17 protein-coding genes and 1 tRNA gene are annotated in these 15546 nt (G+C 71.7%); 10 read left to right on the top strand and 8 right to left on the bottom strand.

All coding sequences use genetic code 11. The annotated features are described in order from the left end of the window. Window positions 1-5: 5 nt before the first annotated feature. Window positions 6-1295 (bottom strand): preprotein translocase subunit SecY, encoded by a 1290-nt coding sequence (gene secY / locus AB0I79_RS00685; protein WP_357865481.1) that lies wholly within the window; start codon window positions 1293-1295, stop codon window positions 6-8. An 88-nt stretch (window positions 1296-1383) separates the two neighbouring features. Between secY and AB0I79_RS00680 the strand changes: the two genes are divergently transcribed. Then, complete coding sequence (locus tag AB0I79_RS00680) at window positions 1384-1992, top strand: AAA family ATPase (RefSeq protein WP_357865479.1); 609 nt, start codon at window positions 1384-1386, stop codon at window positions 1990-1992. Here the strand turns inward: AB0I79_RS00680 and AB0I79_RS00675 are convergent. Then, a complete protein-coding gene (locus AB0I79_RS00675; protein ID WP_357865476.1) occupies window positions 1955-2734 on the bottom strand; it encodes a putative hydro-lyase in 780 nt (259 codons plus the stop codon). The two genes, AB0I79_RS00680 and AB0I79_RS00675, sit on opposite strands and share 38 nt — an antisense overlap. 55 nt (window positions 2735-2789) lie before the next feature. On the opposite strand from AB0I79_RS00675, the gene AB0I79_RS00670 reads away from it, so the two are divergent. After that, complete coding sequence (locus AB0I79_RS00670; RefSeq protein WP_357865474.1) at window positions 2790-4421, top strand: sodium:solute symporter family protein; 1632 nt, start codon at window positions 2790-2792, stop codon at window positions 4419-4421. Continuing rightward, window positions 4418-4579 (top strand): hypothetical protein, encoded by a 162-nt coding sequence (locus AB0I79_RS00665; RefSeq protein ID WP_357865471.1) that lies wholly within the window; start codon window positions 4418-4420, stop codon window positions 4577-4579. Before AB0I79_RS00670 ends, AB0I79_RS00665 begins: the two co-directional genes overlap by 4 nt. On the opposite strand, the gene AB0I79_RS00660 is transcribed toward AB0I79_RS00665, so the two are convergent. Then, on the bottom strand, window positions 4566-4976 hold the full coding sequence (locus tag AB0I79_RS00660; protein WP_357865468.1) for a helix-turn-helix domain-containing protein: 411 nt from the start codon (window positions 4974-4976) through the stop codon (window positions 4566-4568). The two genes, AB0I79_RS00665 and AB0I79_RS00660, sit on opposite strands and share 14 nt — an antisense overlap. Before the next feature lie 58 nt (window positions 4977-5034). Between AB0I79_RS00660 and AB0I79_RS00655 the strand changes: the two genes are divergently transcribed. From AB0I79_RS00655 to AB0I79_RS00640, 4 genes are all read left to right on the top strand, one after another. Beyond that, window positions 5035-5988, top strand: a complete 954-nt coding sequence (locus AB0I79_RS00655; RefSeq protein WP_357865465.1) for an NADP-dependent oxidoreductase — start codon at window positions 5035-5037, stop codon at window positions 5986-5988. Window positions 5989-6060: 72 nt separating this feature from the next. Further along, window positions 6061-7143, top strand: a complete 1083-nt coding sequence (locus AB0I79_RS00650; protein ID WP_357865462.1) for a MoxR family ATPase — start codon at window positions 6061-6063, stop codon at window positions 7141-7143. Continuing rightward, a complete protein-coding gene (locus AB0I79_RS00645) occupies window positions 7140-8261 on the top strand; it encodes a VWA-like domain-containing protein (protein WP_357865459.1) in 1122 nt (373 codons plus the stop codon). Before AB0I79_RS00650 ends, AB0I79_RS00645 begins: the two co-directional genes overlap by 4 nt. Further along, window positions 8258-8926 carry a hypothetical protein gene (locus AB0I79_RS00640; protein ID WP_357865456.1) on the top strand — a complete coding sequence of 223 codons (669 nt, stop codon included), beginning with the start codon at window positions 8258-8260 and terminating at the stop codon, window positions 8924-8926. The genes AB0I79_RS00645 and AB0I79_RS00640 overlap by 4 nt, the downstream gene beginning before the upstream one ends. Window positions 8927-8982: 56 nt before the next feature. Here AB0I79_RS00640 and AB0I79_RS00635 read toward each other — a convergent pair whose 3' ends face one another. Both AB0I79_RS00635 and AB0I79_RS00630 read right to left on the bottom strand, forming a co-directional pair. Then, window positions 8983-9225 carry a hypothetical protein gene (locus AB0I79_RS00635; protein ID WP_357865453.1) on the bottom strand — a complete coding sequence of 81 codons (243 nt, stop codon included), beginning with the start codon at window positions 9223-9225 and terminating at the stop codon, window positions 8983-8985. Next, complete coding sequence (locus AB0I79_RS00630) at window positions 9222-9449, bottom strand: DUF6158 family protein (protein WP_357865450.1); 228 nt, start codon at window positions 9447-9449, stop codon at window positions 9222-9224. Before AB0I79_RS00630 ends, AB0I79_RS00635 begins: the two co-directional genes overlap by 4 nt. Window positions 9450-9545: 96 nt before the next feature. Between AB0I79_RS00630 and AB0I79_RS00625 the strand changes: the two genes are divergently transcribed. The 3 genes from AB0I79_RS00625 (at window position 9546) to AB0I79_RS00615 (ending at window position 12437) form a co-directional block, all read left to right on the top strand. Continuing rightward, on the top strand, window positions 9546-10478 hold the full coding sequence (locus tag AB0I79_RS00625; protein ID WP_357865447.1) for a LysR family transcriptional regulator: 933 nt from the start codon (window positions 9546-9548) through the stop codon (window positions 10476-10478). A gap of 84 nt (window positions 10479-10562) precedes the next feature. Then, a complete protein-coding gene (locus tag AB0I79_RS00620; protein WP_357865444.1) occupies window positions 10563-12008 on the top strand; it encodes a S1 family peptidase in 1446 nt (481 codons plus the stop codon). A 355-nt stretch (window positions 12009-12363) separates the two neighbouring features. Then, window positions 12364-12437 (top strand) — tRNA-Ile (locus AB0I79_RS00615). Between the two features lie 9 nt (window positions 12438-12446). Here the strand turns inward: AB0I79_RS00615 and AB0I79_RS00610 are convergent. The 3 genes from AB0I79_RS00610 to AB0I79_RS00600 are packed head-to-tail and all read right to left on the bottom strand — an operon-like array spanning window position 12447 to window position 15468. Then, entirely contained in the window at window positions 12447-14078 is a 1632-nt protein-coding gene (locus AB0I79_RS00610) for a site-specific integrase (RefSeq protein ID WP_357865441.1), read from the bottom strand. Window positions 14079-14097: 19 nt separating this feature from the next. Beyond that, window positions 14098-15063, bottom strand: coding sequence for a hypothetical protein (locus AB0I79_RS00605; protein WP_357865438.1), 966 nt, complete (start codon window positions 15061-15063; stop codon window positions 14098-14100). Further along, window positions 15064-15468 carry a hypothetical protein gene (locus AB0I79_RS00600; RefSeq protein WP_357865436.1) on the bottom strand — a complete coding sequence of 135 codons (405 nt, stop codon included), beginning with the start codon at window positions 15466-15468 and terminating at the stop codon, window positions 15064-15066. It abuts the gene before it with no gap. Window positions 15469-15546: the final 78 nt, after the last annotated feature.

Here is a 15546-nt window from a genome sequence, read left to right as displayed (position 1 = left end):
GACCCCTACTTCAGGAACCCTTCGTAGTTGCGCTGCTGGAGCTGGGCCTCGATCTGCTTCACGGTGTCCAGTCCCACACCGACCATGATCAGGATGCTGGCCCCGCCGAAGGGGAAGTTCTGCTGCGTCCCCGGATCCCGCAGGATCGCGAACGCCACCAGCGGCAGCAGCGCCAGCACCGCCAGGTACAGCGCCCCCGGCGCGGTCAGCCGGCTGAGCACGTACGCCAGGTACTGCGCCGTCGGCCGCCCGGGCCGGATCCCCGGCACGAAGCCTCCGTACTTGCGGATGCCGTCCGCCACCTCCTCGGGGTTGAAGGTGATCGACACGTAGAAGTACGCGAATCCGGCGATGAGCAGCACGTACACCGTCATGTAGAGCGGATGCGTCCCGGAGGTGAGGTTGAGCTCCACCCACGCCCGCGCCTCCGGCCCCAGCAGGGGCGCGGCCAGCGACGGCAGGTACAGCAGGGACGAGGTGAAGATGACCGGCACGATGCCCGCCTGGTTCACCTTCAGGGGGATGTAGGTGTTCCGCCCGCCGTACATGCGCTTGCCGATGAGCTGCTTGGCGTACGACACCGGCACCCGCCGCTGCGCCTGCTCCACGAACACCACGGCGGCCACCAGGAACAGCCCCGAGACGATCATCACCACGAAGCTCACCGGGCTGAGCACGAAGATCCTCGACAGGTACGCCGGGAACACGGCCACGACCTGGGTGAAGATCAGCAGGGACATGCCGTTCCCGACCCCGCGCTCGGTGACCAGCTCGCCCATCCACATGACCGCGCAGGCCCCCGCCACCATGGTCAGCACGATCACCGTCACGGTGAGCAGCCCGTCGTCGCGCAGCAGCGGCCGGGGGCAGCCGGGCAGGAGCTGCCCGGTGCGGGCCAGGGCGACGACCGTGCCGGCGTTCAGCACGGCGAGCCCGACGGTGACGTAACGGGTGTACTGCGTGATCTTGGCCTGGCCGTTCTGGCCCTCCTTCCTGAGCGCGTCCAGCCTGGGGATCACCACGGCGAGCAGTTGCATGACGATGCTGGCCGTGATGTACGGCATCACGCCCAGCGCGAACACGGAGAGCTGCAACATGGCGCCCCCGCTGAGCATCTGCACCATGTCGAACACGCCGCCGCTGGCGGACCCGAGGCACTGGCGCACCACCACGATGTCCACGCCCGGCGCGGGCATGAGCTGCCCGAGCCGGAACAGCACGATGATCCCGAGCGTGAACAGCACCTTGCCCCGCAGGTCCGGCGCCCGGAAGACTCTCGTCAAGACGGTCAGCATGGGCAACGAGTCTGCTCGCCGCGAGCGTCGCGGTCGTCCGCCGAGGCGAGGCACCCGCGTACGCAGATCCGCGTATACGGTGATCTGCGTGAGCACGCTCTGGGTGATCAGCGGGCCGCCCGGCGCGGGCAAGTCCACGGTGGCGGCCGAACTGCTCGCCCGCCTGTCCCCCGTGCCCGCGCTGCTCGACAAGGACACCGTGTACGGCGACTTCGCGGCGGAGGTGCTGCGTGCCCACGGCCGCCCCGACGGCGAGCGCGAGGGCCCCTGGTACGACGAGCACATCAAGCGGCACGAGTACCGGGGGCTGACCAGGATCGCCAGGCAGGTTCGCGGGCACGGCTGCCCCGTCGTGCTCGACGGGCCGTTCACCACGCAGGTGCACGACGCGGCCAGGTGGGCGGGGTGGGTGGCGGAGCTGGGCGGGCCGCCGGTGCGGCTGCTGTGGGTGCGCTCCGACGGGCCGACCCTGTGCGAGCGGCTGACGGCCAGGGGGCTCGGCAGGGACGCGGGCAAGCTGGCGGCGTTCGGCGACTACCTGCGCGACATCCGGGTGGACGAGCCGCCGGCCGTACCGCACCTGGAGATCGACAACCGGCGGGGCGCGCCGGCGATCGGGGCGCAGCTCACGGCGGCGGGCATCCCGCCGCGAACGCCCGTCAGGTCACCAGATAGTCGTCGTCGCGGACGTCCATGATCGCCATGTGCCCCGGCAGGTGGCCGATCGCGAAGTCGACGCCGCTGGCCAGCACCGCCGCCTGCGGCGTCACCCCGCACGCCCAGAACAGCGGCACCTCCCCGGCCCGCACCTCCACCGGATCGCCGTAGTCGGGCCGGGCGAGGTCGCCGATCCCGATCGCGGCCGGGTCGCCGACGTGCACGGGCGCGCCGTGCACCATCGGGTACCGGCCGCTGACCGCGATGGCGGTGCGCACCAGCTCGCCGGGGACCGGCCGCATCGACACCACCAGCGGCCCCGACAGGCTGCCGGTCGACTGGCAGGGCACGCTCGTGACGTACATCGGCACGTTCGTCCCGCTCTCCAGGTGCCGCACCGGCACGCCGGCGGCCAGCAGCGCCCGCTCGAAGGTGAAGCTGCAGCCGATCAGGAACGGCACCAGGTCATCGCGCCACTCGCGCACCACCTCGTCGAGGTCGGCGACCGCCTCGCCGTCGCGGTAGAGCCGGTAGCCGGGCAGGTCCGTACGCAGGTCGCCGGCGAACAGCTCGGTGGACCACGCTCCGGGCTCCCCGACGTCGAGCACCGGGCACGCCTGGGGGTTGCGGTGGGCGAACAGCAGCAGCTCGTACCGCAGCCGTTTGGGCACGGCGATGAGGTTGGCCTGCGTCCAGCCCTGGCACCAGCCGGCGGTGGGGATCCGCGCACCGGTGCGGAAGCGCTCCCGCGCCTGCGCGGGGCTCAGGTCGGCGACATCCACGTCTCGACTGTAGGAGCGCCGCATACGAAGGTCCACCAGGGGTAGCCGGATCGCCGTGCGTCTCGATGTGAACCCCCTCGACTATGCGCTCATCGCGATCTACTTCGTCACCGTGCTCGCCATCGGTTTCGCCGCACGCCGCCGGATCACCTCCAGCCTCGACTTCTTCCTGGCCGGGCGCGGGCTGCCGGCCTGGATCACGGGGCTGGCGTTCGTCTCGGCGAACCTCGGCGCGATCGAGATCCTCGGCATGGCGGCCCAGGGCGTCCAGTACGGCGCCATGACGCTGCACTACTACTGGATCGGCGCCGTCCCCGCGATGGTGTTCCTCGGCCTGGTGATGATGCCGTTCTACTACCGGTCGAAGGTGCGCAGCGTGCCGGAGTTCCTGCGCAGGCGCTTCAACCCCGCCACGCAGCTGCTGAACGCGATCACGTTCGCGGTCGCGCAGGTGCTCATCGCCGGGGTCAACCTCTTCGCGCTGGCCCTGGTCATCGAGGCGCTGCTGGGCTGGCCGCTGGTCGTGTCGGTGGTGGTGTCGGCGGTGATCGTGCTGGCCTACATCACGCTCGGCGGGCTCTCCTCGGCGATCTACAACGAGGTGCTGCAGTTCTTCGTGATCCTGGCCGGGCTGATCCCGCTCACCGTGCTCGGGCTGATCAAGGTGGGCGGGATCTCGGGGCTGTTCGAGAAGGTCCGGCAGAGCCCGCTCGGCGAGGGGGGCCTGCACACCTGGGCCGGCACCGCCGGCGACAACCCGATGCAGGCGCACTGGATCGGGATCGTGTTCGGGCTGGGGTTCGTGCTGTCGTTCGGGTACTGGACCACGAACTTCGCCGAGGTGCAGCGGGCCCTGTCGGCCAGGAACACGAACGCGGCCAGGCTGACGCCGATCGTGGCCGCGTACCCGAAGATCTTCATCCCGCTGGTGACCGTGCTGCCGGGGCTGATCGCGCTCGTGCTGTTCAGCGGGTGGGGTCAGGGGCAGGACTACAACAACGCGATCCCGCTGCTGATGCGCGACCTGCTGCCGAACGGCGTGCTGGGGATCGCGGTGACCGGGCTGCTGGCCTCGTTCATGGCGGGGATGGCGGCCAACATCAGCGGGTTCAACACGGTCTTCACCAACGACATCTGGCAGGCCCACCTGCGGCCGGGGCGCGAGGACCGGCATTACCTGCTGGTCGGGCGGGTGGCGACCGTGGCCGGGGTGGCGCTGGGGGTCGGCACGGCGTTCATCGCGGCCGGTTACTCCAACATCATGAACTACCTGCAGACGCTCTTCTCCTTCTTCAACGCGCCGCTGTTCGCGACGTTCATCCTCGGGCTGTTCTGGCGGCGGATGACGCCGTGGGCCGGGTTCTGGGGGTTGCTCGCGGGGACGGTGGCGGCCTTCGCGTCGTACATCTCGTACAAGGCGGGGCTGGTGGACTTCGGCACCGAGCTGAACGCCAGCTTCTGGGGCGCGGGGCTGGCGTTCGTCGTGGACATCGCGGTGTCCGTGGTGGTCACGCTGGTCACCACGGAGAAGCCGGAGGAGGAACTGCGCGGGCTCGTGTACGGGCTCAGCGACGTGAACCTGGAGGACGACGCGCTGGCCGGGGACGCGCGGTGGTACCGCTCGCCCGTCCTGCTCGGCACGGGCGCGCTCGTCCTGGCGGTCCTGGCCTACGGGGTGATCCTGTGAGTGACATCAGAATGGTGATCGGCGGGCTGTTCCTGCTGTACGGCGTGATCCTCATCGTCGCCGGGGTGATCGGCGACGCGATCAACCTGTGGACGGGGCTGGCCATGGCCGTGTTCGGGGGCGCGTTCGTGGTGTGGGCGCGGATCAAACGGGTCTGACCGGCTCGTCGGCCCGCTCGTCGTAGGACTGCCTGGCGGCGATCACCTCGTCGGCGTGCTCGCCCGCCCACTCGCCGATGGCCTGCAGCACGCCGATCGCGCTGCGTCCCAGCCCGGTGAGCTCGTAGTCGACCCTGGGCGGGATCGTCGGGTAGACGGTGCGGGTGACCAGGCCGTCGCGCTCCAGGCTGCGCAGCGTCTGCGACAACATCTTCTGGGTGAGGCCGTCGAGGATCCTGCGCAGCTCGTTGAACCGCCGGGGGCCGTCGAGCAGGGCGCCCATGACCAGGCCCGTCCACTTGTTGGTGAAGATGCCCAGCACGGTGTTGGGCTTGCACGCCCGCAGGAACGCCTCGGCGCCGCCGTACCGGCGAAGATCGGGAAAGGTAGTATCCATCAGGTACCTGGATATCAACAAGGTGCCTTCTTCACAAGAGGTACCTGACCTGAACAGCATGTCTTCTGTGACAGAGAACATGCGCGCGATCGTTTATCGCTCTTATGGCGAGCCTGAGGTGCTGGAGCTCGCCGACGTCGCCCGGCCCGAGCCGCAGGCGCACGAGGTGCTCGTACGGGTCAAGGCCGCCGGCGTCAACCCGCCCGACTGGAAGCTGCGGCGCGTGCCGTACCCGCCGGACTACACCGAGCCGCCGCTGACCCCCGGCTGGGACGTGTCGGGCGTCGTCGAGGAGGCCGGCGAGTACGTCGGCCGGTTCAAGCCCGGCGACGAGGTGTTCGGCATGCTGAACTTCCCGCTCTACGCCGGGGCGTACGCGGAGTACGTGGTGGCCAGGCCGCGGCAGTTCGCGCTCAAGCCCGCCGGGATCTCGCACGTGCAGGCGGCGGCGCTGCCCATGCCGGCCCTGACGGTGTGGCAGGCCTTCACGGACATCGCCGGGGTGTCGCCGGGGCAGCGGGTGCTCGTCCACGCCGCCGGGGGCGGGGTCGGCCACCTGGCGGTGCAGCTCGCCAAGCTGCGCGGGGCGTACGTGATCGGCACGGCGCGCGGCTCCAAGCACTCCTTCGTGCGGGAGATGGGGGCCGACGAGGTGATCGACTACACCAGCACGGACTTCGCCTCGGCCGTGTCCGGGGTCGATCTCGTGGTGGACATCGTGGGCGGGGACTATCCGGCCAGGTCGCTCCCGCTGATCCGGCCGGGTGGCGCGCTCATCGCGGTCGCCGGGATGACGCCCGCGGACGTCGAGGCGTACACGAAGGCGGGGGTGCGGCACGGGCTGTTGATCGTGGAGCCCGACCACGCGGGGCTGGCCTCGGTGGCCGAGCTGGCGGCGCAGGGCTCGCTGAACGTGCACGTGGACCGGGTCTTCCCGCTGTCCGAGGCCGCCAAGGCGCACGCGCTGATGGAGAGCGGCGACTTCGTCGGCAAGCTCGTGCTGGAGATTTGACATCCGGCCTCGCGTCAACCTACGTTGACCCCGAGAAGGTCAAACAAAGTTGACGCGAGGGGATGTGTGGACGTGGACGCGTTGTCCGTCGCGGTGGCGGCGAACCTGCCGGTCCTGCTGTGGGGCTCGCCCGGGACCGGGAAGACCTCGGCCGTGCTGGCGCTCGGCGAGCGGCTCGGGCTGCCGGTGGAGGTCGTGGTCGGCTCGATCAGGGAGCCGAGCGACTTCGCCGGGCTGCCGGTGCTGCGTGACGGGGAGACCTGGTTCGCGCCGCCGCGGTGGGCTTCCCGGCTCGCGGCGGCGGGCAGGGGGATCCTGTTCCTCGACGAGCTCACCACGGCGCCGCCCGCCGTACAGGCCGCGATGTTGCGGGTGGTGTTGGAGCGGGCGGTCGGGGACCTGGCGCTGCCCCCGTCGGTGCGGATCGTGGCCGCCGCGAACCCGCCCGAGCAGGCCGCCGACGGGTGGGACCTGTCGGCGCCGCTCGCCAACCGGCTCGTCCACCTGAACTGGACGGTGAGCGCCGAGTCGGTGGCGGAGGGGTTCATCGGCGGCTTCTCCGCGCCGGCGGGCGTTCCCGTGGAGGCCGGGACCGCGTCGGCGGGGCGGGCCCGGGCGCTGGTGGGGGCGTTCCTGCGGGTACGGCCCGAGCTGGTGCTGGCGGTGCCCGGCGGGCCGGCGCGGGCGTGGCCGAGCCCGCGGACGTGGGAGCTGGCGGCCATGGCCCTGGCCTGCACCGGTGACGGCACCGGACCCCGGGTGGAGGCTCCGCGGCCCGGCATGGAGCAGGTGCGGGCCGAGCTGGTGACCGGGGCCGTCGGGGAGGCCGCCGGCTTCGAGCTGCTGTCCTGGCTGCGGGACCTGGACCTGCCCGATCCCGCGACCCTGCTCGCCGACCCCACCGCCCCGCTGCCCGACCGGGTGGACCGGGTGCACGCCGTGCTCGGCTCGGTGGTGGCGCACGTGGCCGCCGACGGGAGCGCGGACGCGTGGCAGCGGGCGTGGCCGGTGATCGGCCGGGTGGCCCGGCGCACCCCCGACGTGGCGGCCACCGCGGCCCGTTCCCTCGCCGCCCGCCGCCCGCACGGCGCCGTCCTGCCTCGGACGGTGCTGGAGCTGGCCCCGATCCTGCGATCCGCGGGGCTGATGCCGTGAACGAGCACGATCCGGCCGGGCTGGAGCGCTTCGCCGGTGCCCGGTTGTGGGCCGCCACGCGGGCGCCGTACCTCGCCTCCGCCCTCTTCGCCCTCACGCCGCTCCCCCACGGGACCGCCCCACCGCGCCCCGCCGCCGACGAGCACTGGAACCTGCACCTCAACCCGGCCGCCACCGCCGCCATCCCCGTGCCCGAGCTCGGCTGGTGGCTGCTCCACCACGTGACGCACCTCCTCAGGGACCACCACACCCGCGCCCGGCCCTACCGGGACGACGCCCTGCGCTGGGCCCGCGCCGCCGACGCCGAGGTCAACGACGACCTGCCCGACGCCCCCGACAGCGCGATCTCCCCCGAGACGCTCGGCCTCCCCGACGGCCTGCTCGCCGAGCGCTACGCCGAGCTGCTCGACCTCATCGACCCCCCGCCCCACCTGACCCCCTGCGCCGAGCCCCCGTTCACCGGCCCGGAGGCGATGACGGCGCTGGAACGCGAGCTCCTGGCCAGGGCGGTGGCCGCCGAGATCGACGCCAGGGGCACGGCCCCGGGCGGCTGGCGGCGCTGGGCCGAGGCGACGCTCCGCCCCGAGGCGGACTGGCGCGCCGTGCTCGCCCGGCTGGTCCGCAGGGGCCTGGCCCAGGCGGCGGGCCGGGTGGACTACAGCTACCGCCGCCCGTCCAGGCGTGCCGCCGCCGCGCCGTCGATCGTGCTGCCCGCCCTGGTACGCCCGCTCCCCCGCGTCGCCGTCCTGGTCGACACCTCGGGCAGCGTCACCCGTACCGCGCTCGAACAGGCCCTCGCCGAGCTGGACGGGGTGCTGCGCGCCATCGGGCACCGGTGGCTCGACGTGATCTGCTGCGACACCGAGGCGCACCCGCCCCAGCGGGTACGGGCGGCGGCCCAGGTGGAGCTGGCGGGCGGCGGCGGAACGGACCTGCGGCCGGGCTTCGAGGCGGCCTCGCCACGGGCCGACGTGCTCGTCGTGCTCACCGACGGTGACACCCCGTGGCCGGAGCGGCGCCCCCGCCCGTACGTCGTGACCTGCCTGTTCGGGGACCGCCACGCGGCCCCGGCCTGGGCGAGCACGGTCCGCGTACCGCACGGCGGGAGCCCCGGGTGACGGAGTGGGCGGGCTTCACGCAAGGCGAGGTACGCAGGTGGAGAGGGGCCGGGTTCGGCGCCGAGGAGGCGGCGGCGTGGCGGGAGGCGGGCGTGACCGTCCCCGCCGACGCCCGCCTCTGGAGCACCGCCGCCGCCACCCCGCGTACGGTCGTCACCTGGCAGCGGGCCGGCATGACGCCCCGGGACGCGGTGCGCTGGCACGAGCTGGGCGTCGCCCCGCACGACGCCGCCCGCAGGCACCTGGCGGGCGAGCGCCCGCGCCGGGTCCCCTGGCTCGCCCGGCTGGGGACGCCCCGGCCCGCCACGCCCGCCCCCGAGGTCGTGGAGACGCTGCGGCGGCTGTTGCGCGCCGGCGTGCCCGCCGACGTGGCCCGCGCGTACGCCGACGCGGGCTGGGACGGCGCCGCGGCCGAGGAGTGGGCGCGGCGGCGGGTGGACCAGGGGGACGCGCGGCTGTTCAGAGCACTCGGCTTCACGGCGGCCGAGGCGGCCGGAACGGGGCTCCCCGCGGTGGAGGTCATGGCCTCCTGGTGGGGCGCCGTACCGCTGGAGGAGGTGGCGGCCTGGTGCGCGGCCGGGCTGACGCCGGAGGAGGCGGCCCGGCAGCGCGCGTCGGGCGTCACGGCGGAGCAGGCAGCCGTCCTGCGCGCGCTCTCATCATGAGGGCGTGGGTGCGGCGTCCGGTACTCGACCTCACCATGAGCGCATGGGTGCGGCGTTCAGTACTCGACCTCGAACGTGTGCGGCCCGAGCCCGTACCCGTCGCCGGACGGCACCACGTACCCATGCTCGACCAGCTTCGCCAGGCTCTCGCGCACCTCCTCCTCCGCCAGCCCCGACGCCCGCACGATCCCGCCGAGCCGGGCACCGCCACCGGCCCACTCGACGGTCTGGGAGGCGACGGCCTCGTACACGTGGATGTCCCGGTCCGACAGGGCCTGGACATCGTGACCTTCCGTCATGACCGCTGCCTCGCTCCCTCCCTCAGCCGCAGCGGGTCGACCTCGCGGTCGGGGTTGCGGCGGAGGTACTCGGCCTCCAGCTCGTTCGTGCGGGAGGTGTGGTGGTCAAGGGCGTCGTCGGACCCGTGGAAAAAAGTATCGCTCCGGGTCAGGTGCAGCTGCCGCAGCTCGCGTACCAGATCATCATCGCTGAGCTGGGCCGGATCTATTCCCATCGTCGTCATGCGCTCCCCCTACCCCAGGAACCCTCGAACAATATCTGTCACAATTCCTGACATAGAGGCATTGTTTGTAAGAGATCGCCGCCTTACCTTCCCGTTATGGACCTCGAGCTCAGGCACCTCAGGATCGTCCGCGCGGTCGCGGACGCGGGAAGTGTGAGCAAGGCCGCGTCCCTGCTCGGGCTGGCACAACCGGCCCTGACCGCACAGCTCAAGCGCATCGAGAGGGTGCTCGGCGGCGCCCTCTTCGAGCGCGACCGCCACGGCGCCAGGCCCACCCGCCTCGGCGAACTCGTGCTCGCCAGAGCACGCGTCCTTCTCCCCGCAGCCAAAGAACTGCAGGACGAAGCCGTACGTTTCGCTCACACCCCCTCCCCCGGCTTCCGCATCGGCGCCACGAACGGGCCGATACTCGGCGGCCTGGTCGACCGGCTCGCCGCGGAGCGGAAGGTCAGCACCTACACGTCCTGGTCGACGCACGAGCTGAACAGCATGGTCGAGCTCGGCCGCCTCGACTACGTGCTGACCGGAGCCTGCGGCGACTCCGGCACCCCCACCGGCACGCTCGTATGGGAGACGATCAGCCTCGACCCCGTCTTCTGCCTGGTCGGAGAGGACCATCCCGTCGCCAAGGAGAAGGAGGTGGAGCTGGCCGACCTCGCCGGCGAGCAGTGGGCGGTGACGCCGGGCGACGGCTGCTTCGCCGACTGCTTCGCGATGGCGTGCGCGCGGGCCGGGTTCACGCCGGGCACGATCTACGAGACCGACGTGCCGACCTGCACCCACCTCGCGCAGGTCGGGCGGGCCGTCGTACTCTGCCAGGCCACCCACCAGCCCGCCCAGGGGCTGATCATGGTGCCGCTGGCCCGCGCGCCGCTGCGCTGGCGGCAGCTCCTCGGCCGCCACCCCACCGCACCCGAAGCCGCCTGGGTGGTCGGGCAGGCCAAGCAGGCCCACATGGACGCCGTACGCCGGAGCCCGGTCTACTACGACTGGCTGGTACGAAACCCGGGTTACGGCACCGCTCCATAACACGGCGATAGGGGCAAAGTAATACTCCTCCGCGCTTGGAACCGCCGTTACCGTGACGGCACCCCCAGCAGCGAGGAGACACCCATGCTCCGAACCCCGGCGCTGATCGGGATCGCGATCGGCGCGTTACTCGTGACGGCGACCCCGGCCGTCGCCACCGCGAAACCGCCTTCAGGCGTGGTCGACGCCCTGCAGCGCGACCTCGGCATCACGAAGGACCAGGCGATCAACCGCCTGCTCAACGAGGCCCGCGGCAACGCCGCCGCACCCGGCCTGAGCAAGAAGCTCGGCGACCGCTTTGCCGGAATCTGGTACGAAGGCGCGGAAAGCGCGCTCGTCGTGGCCAGCACCTCCGCCGCCGACACGGCCGGCATCACCCGTGCCGGAGCCAGAGCCCGCGTCGTCCCGCGCTCGTTCGCCCAGCTCGTCTCGGTCAAGGAGGGCCTCGACCGGACGGCGCCACCGGCCTCCGTGCACAGCTGGGCCGTCTCCCCGCAGAGCAACTCCGTCGTCGTCCTCACCAGCGACGAGCAGGCCGCCCGCGCCTGGGTCGCGACCAGCGGCATCTCCGACACCGCCGCCGTGACGTTCGAGTCCTCGGCCGAGCGCCCGCGCCTGTTCTACGACATCCGCGGCGGCGACGCGTACTACACCTCGGAGGGCTACCGCTGCTCGGTCGGCTTCGCCGCCAGGCGCGGCACCCAGCTCGGCTTCACCACCGCCGGCCACTGCGGCGGCAACGGCGTCACCACGACGGGCTACAACCGGGTGGCGCAGGGCACGTTCCAGATCTCGTCGTTCCCCGGCAACGACTACGCCTGGGTCGCCACGAACACCAACTGGACCGCGCCCGGCGTGGTCAACGGCTACAGCGCCGGCATCCTCCCCGTCCGCGGCTCGGCCGTCACCCAGCCCCAGGGCTCCATCTGCCGCTCGGGCTCCACCACCCAGTGGCACTGCGGCACCGTCCAGGCCCTGAACTCCACCGTCAACTACCCGGAGGGCACGGTGTCGGGCCTGACACGCACCAACGTGTGCGCGGAAGGCGGCGACTCGGGCGGGTCGTTCATCTCCGGCGACCAGGCCCAGGGCATGACGTCCGGCGGCTCCGGCAACTGCTCGGTGGGCGGCACCACGTACTTCCAGCCCATCGGCGAGATCCTCTCGGCAGGCGGCCTCACCCTCGTCACGGCCGGCGGCACCGACCCGCCGCCGACGGGCTGCGAGGGATACGAGGAGACGCACAGCGGCTCGCTGACCTCGAACCAGAGCGTCTACCAGCCGAACGGCTCCTACTACCAGACGACGGTCTCCGGCACCCACTCGGCCTGCCTCGACGGGCCCGACGGTGGAGACTTCGACGTTTACCTGCAGAGATGGAACGGCTCGTCCTGGGCCGTGGTGGCCCGCGGCGACAGCCCTGACTCCGACGAGACCATCTCCTACAACGGGAGCGCCGGGTATTACCGGTATCGCGTGCATGCGTACAGCGGGTCGGGCGCGTACACACTCGGCCTGAACCGTCCATAGGACGCGCTGCGCTCTCACCGTCCACAGGACACGGCGTGCTCTCACCGTCTCCAGGACGCGCTCAGCTGAACCATCCGTAGAAGACGGCCGGACAACCCAGGCAGCGGGTGCGGGCACACCCCCTCCCCAGCGCCCCACTCGCTGCCGCCCTCTTCTCCCGGACACGCGCGCCCGGAGCACGGTACGAATATGATCGGCTTGGTCTCCAACAACGCCGGCAGGCATGGAATGATGTCGGCGGAGAACTCTCCGTCCGGCCGGGCACCACGACCGGGTCCGATGCTCTAGCCTTAGCTTGCGCGGGGGCTCGGCATGATCCTCTCGTTGCCTGCCGTGCGTCGCACAACTTCATCCAGGGGCGGTAGCTCAGCCGGTCAGAGCATCGGACTCATAATCCGTGGGTCGTGGGTTCAAGTCCCACCCGCCCTACTCTCATCCTCAGGGCTCGACCTGCAGTTCCCTTGATCCCGCCGAATCCGTGGGTCGGTCCGGAGCCACAAGGGAGACCGAAGGGAGACCGCCAGTTTTGGACGCCTCCCCCACGACGACCTTCCGGGGCACCAGAGCGACCGACGCCTCCGCCGCCGCGAGCGCGACTTCCGGCAACACCGTCGTGTAGAGATCCGCCGTGATCGACTGGCTTGAATGCCGCAGCATCGCCGATGCGATCTTCATGTCGTTGCCCGCCGCCAGACTCAGCGTCGCCGCAACATGCCGGAGATCATGAAGCCGGATCGGCGGCAGGCCCGCCGCGAACGTCAGCCGCTCGAAATGCTCGCTCACCCAGTCCGGCGTCAACTCGCGGCCGTCCTCCCGCGTGAAGATCCGGCCCGACTCCACCCACCCCGGGCCCCACGCCAGCTTCTCCTCCAGCTGCCGCACCCGGTGCGCCCGCAGCACGGCCGTCGTCCCCGAGTCGAGCGCCACCGTCCCCTCCGACGAGCGCGTCTTCGGCGACGACTCCTGAACCGTCCGGCCCACGTTGTTCAACTGCTTGGCGATCGCCAGCAGCCGCTCCTCCAGCTCGCCGTCCACCCAGCGGGCGCCGCACGCCTCACCACGGCGCAGCCCCCGGAACGCCACCAGGTGGTACAGCGCGTACAGCCGGTCGGCCACCGCGAAGTCGAGGAACGCGCCGATCTGCGCCGGCGTCCACACCATCACCGGCGACGGCCGCGGCGTTGCCAGCCACACCCGGAACCGCTCCAGCGGCTTCTTCGGCTGCACCGGCGCCGACCGTTCCGCAGCCAGCCGCCGCTCGAACGCCAGCTGGAATGCCTCCACCCGCGGCTTCGTCCACACGAGCCCCTGCGCCTTCTTCCCGGCGTCGAGCTTTACCAGCGCCGCGGCGTTGAACCCGACAAGGTGCTCGCGCTCGGCGTCGGCCAGCACCGTCCGGATGGTCGCCCGCACCCGCTGCTTCGTCACCGGGCCGGTCGGCCGCTTCCCGCGCACGCTTGCCCGCACCTCAGGGTCGTCCGACTCGCGGGCGGCCAGCAGTACCGCGTTCTTCTCATCGATCCGCGTGAACACGGCCTCGACCGTCGGCACGAACATGCGGTCCATCCGCGTCTTCTCCAGCACCTCGCAGATGTGCGTCTCCCAGTGCGAGATGTAGCCGATCAGCGTGGACTCCCGGATGTCCTTCAACCGGCGGCGGCGAGCCACCCAGGACTCCCAGTACTCCCCGAACGTGATCGACTGGAGAGGCTGGCCTGCCCGGTACTTGCGGTGCAGCTCCTCGTAGTCCGGCAGCGGCGCCTGCTTCCTGTGCGCGGCCCGGATCATCTCCAGGATCTCCATCCGCGCCTCATGCCCGTCGGGCCCGGCGTCCGGGATGTCGAGCAAGCGGTGCGCCGCGGCGTAGAACAGCTCCAGGTCCGCCTCGGTGGCGAAGCCGCCCGCCCTGAGGGCGATCCGCTTCCCGTCCGGGCCCGGCGTGACTTCGGACTTGCCGTACCACGACCCATGGTTCGGGTTCCAGGAGTTGTCCTTACGCCGCAGCCGCGGGCACTTGGCGCCCAGCTCGCGTCCGTCCTCGCGGCACTTGCACCGCTTGCCCGTCATCATGGCCGCACACCTCCGGAGATCAGCCGCCGACGCACACCTTCGGCAGCAGCTTCACGTCCACGTTCACGAGTCCATCACAGCCACCGCCGATGCCGACGGGGTTCTTGAGAGTGTCCTTCACGGCATCGCCGAGTTCGGACGGCCTGAGCGGCACGTCCACGTCGACGTCTGCCACGTCCGTATCCACCTTTACGCTGACGCCCGGCTTTGGCGAGCTCGCGATCGGGCGCGGCGACGGCTCCGGCTCCGGCTCGGGCGCCGGGCTGGTCGGTTCGGACGTGGGGGCCGACGCCTGCGGGGCGTCCGGTTCGCGGGTGCTGGGACGTGACGCTGGCCGCGCGCCGCGGGTCCTACCTGACGTCGCGGCGGCACCCGTCTTCGCCGGCTCGGCGGCGGGCTGCTCGGCCACGTCGCCGGCATCGTGGCCGCGTTGAGTCGCCGACGCTCGCGGCTCGCGGCCCTCCGCCGGCGGGTCGCCCGTCGGCCGTGCCTGGCCCTCTGCAGGCGGCTCGGCGGCAGCCGCCTGCAGAAGACGTCTTGTGGACCGCGCTACGCCAGGAGACGGCGACGGGTAGACGTCCGCGACGGTCGCGGACGCAGCCGGCTCGGATCCGGGCGTCCGCATCGCCGTCGGACCCTGCGCCGCGTACCCAGGCGGACGCTGGGGGCGGTCGTCCAGCAGGCCCGGGCCCGACCCGGCGACCATCGTCATCGCGAGGGCGCTACCTGCGACCGCAGTGGCAGGCATCCGCCAGCCGTCACCGAGCTCCCGTAAGCGCTGACCCCACTCGCCGAGCGCGCCCAGATGCAGGAGCACCGCGCGCCGCCGCTCACGCAGCATCCGCTTCCCGGCATCCAGCGCCTTGGCACGCTCCACTCGGGATAACGCCGCGTTGACGATGATGACCGGGTGCCCGCTCTCCTCCCGGATCATGACCGGGATGTCGTCTGGCAGATCCTCCGAAAATTCGATCACCGGACCCACTTACTCCCCCTCCATCTGCTCCTTCAGTTCGTCCACGCGCCTGTCGGCGCGGGTGTAGGCGCGCTTGATGCGCTGCCAGTCCTCGAACTCCTTGACCGGGTTCGGGACGCGCGGCTGGCCGTCCACGACGAGCAGCCATTGCACGCCGTCCGCCTCGACGGCCACCGAGATGTAGTCGTCGGACGCGGTGTGCCAGGCCAGGACGAGCTGCGGTGGCGGCGCCTGCGCAGGGTCCAGCCCGAGCGCGCACTGGTAGGCCTGGATCAGGTGCTGTTGCGCGGCCAGCTCGGCGCGCAGCCGGTCGTTCTCCGCCGCCTGCTCCTGCTCGCGGCGGAACGCCTGCTCCTGCCATGCCTGCAGGGAGGTGAGCCGCCGGACGCGTCCCCGTACGCGCGCGAGAGCCAAGCTCGCTGGAATCTCATCAGGGTGAAGTGCGGACATTTTGAGGCAACACCGCCACGTCAGCGCAGTTTGTTAGACCGT

It is taken from the genome of Nonomuraea sp. NPDC050202 (assembly GCF_040656115.1).
Taxonomy (GTDB): domain Bacteria; phylum Actinomycetota; class Actinomycetes; order Streptosporangiales; family Streptosporangiaceae; genus Nonomuraea.
The sequence above is the reverse complement of the archived record's forward strand: the minus strand, read 5'-3'. Positions and strand labels throughout refer to the sequence as shown.

Excerpts from the sequence above, each read along its gene's own strand:
- AB0I79_RS00655 (WP_357865465.1), top strand. The coding sequence starts at position 5,035 with ATGTCTTCTGTGACAGAGAACATGCGCGCGATCGTTTATCGCTCTTAT.
- AB0I79_RS00625 (WP_357865447.1), top strand. The coding sequence starts at position 9,546 with ATGGACCTCGAGCTCAGGCACCTCAGGATCGTCCGCGCGGTCGCGGAC.
- AB0I79_RS00660 (WP_357865468.1), bottom strand. The coding sequence starts at position 4,976 with ATGGATACTACCTTTCCCGATCTTCGCCGGTACGGCGGCGCCGAGGCG.
- AB0I79_RS00610 (WP_357865441.1), bottom strand. The coding sequence starts at position 14,078 with ATGATGACGGGCAAGCGGTGCAAGTGCCGCGAGGACGGACGCGAGCTG.
- AB0I79_RS00635 (WP_357865453.1), bottom strand. The coding sequence starts at position 9,225 with ATGACGGAAGGTCACGATGTCCAGGCCCTGTCGGACCGGGACATCCAC.
- AB0I79_RS00620 (WP_357865444.1), top strand. The coding sequence starts at position 10,563 with ATGCTCCGAACCCCGGCGCTGATCGGGATCGCGATCGGCGCGTTACTC.
- secY (WP_357865481.1), bottom strand. The coding sequence starts at position 1,295 with ATGCTGACCGTCTTGACGAGAGTCTTCCGGGCGCCGGACCTGCGGGGC.
- AB0I79_RS00630 (WP_357865450.1), bottom strand. The coding sequence starts at position 9,449 with ATGACGACGATGGGAATAGATCCGGCCCAGCTCAGCGATGATGATCTG.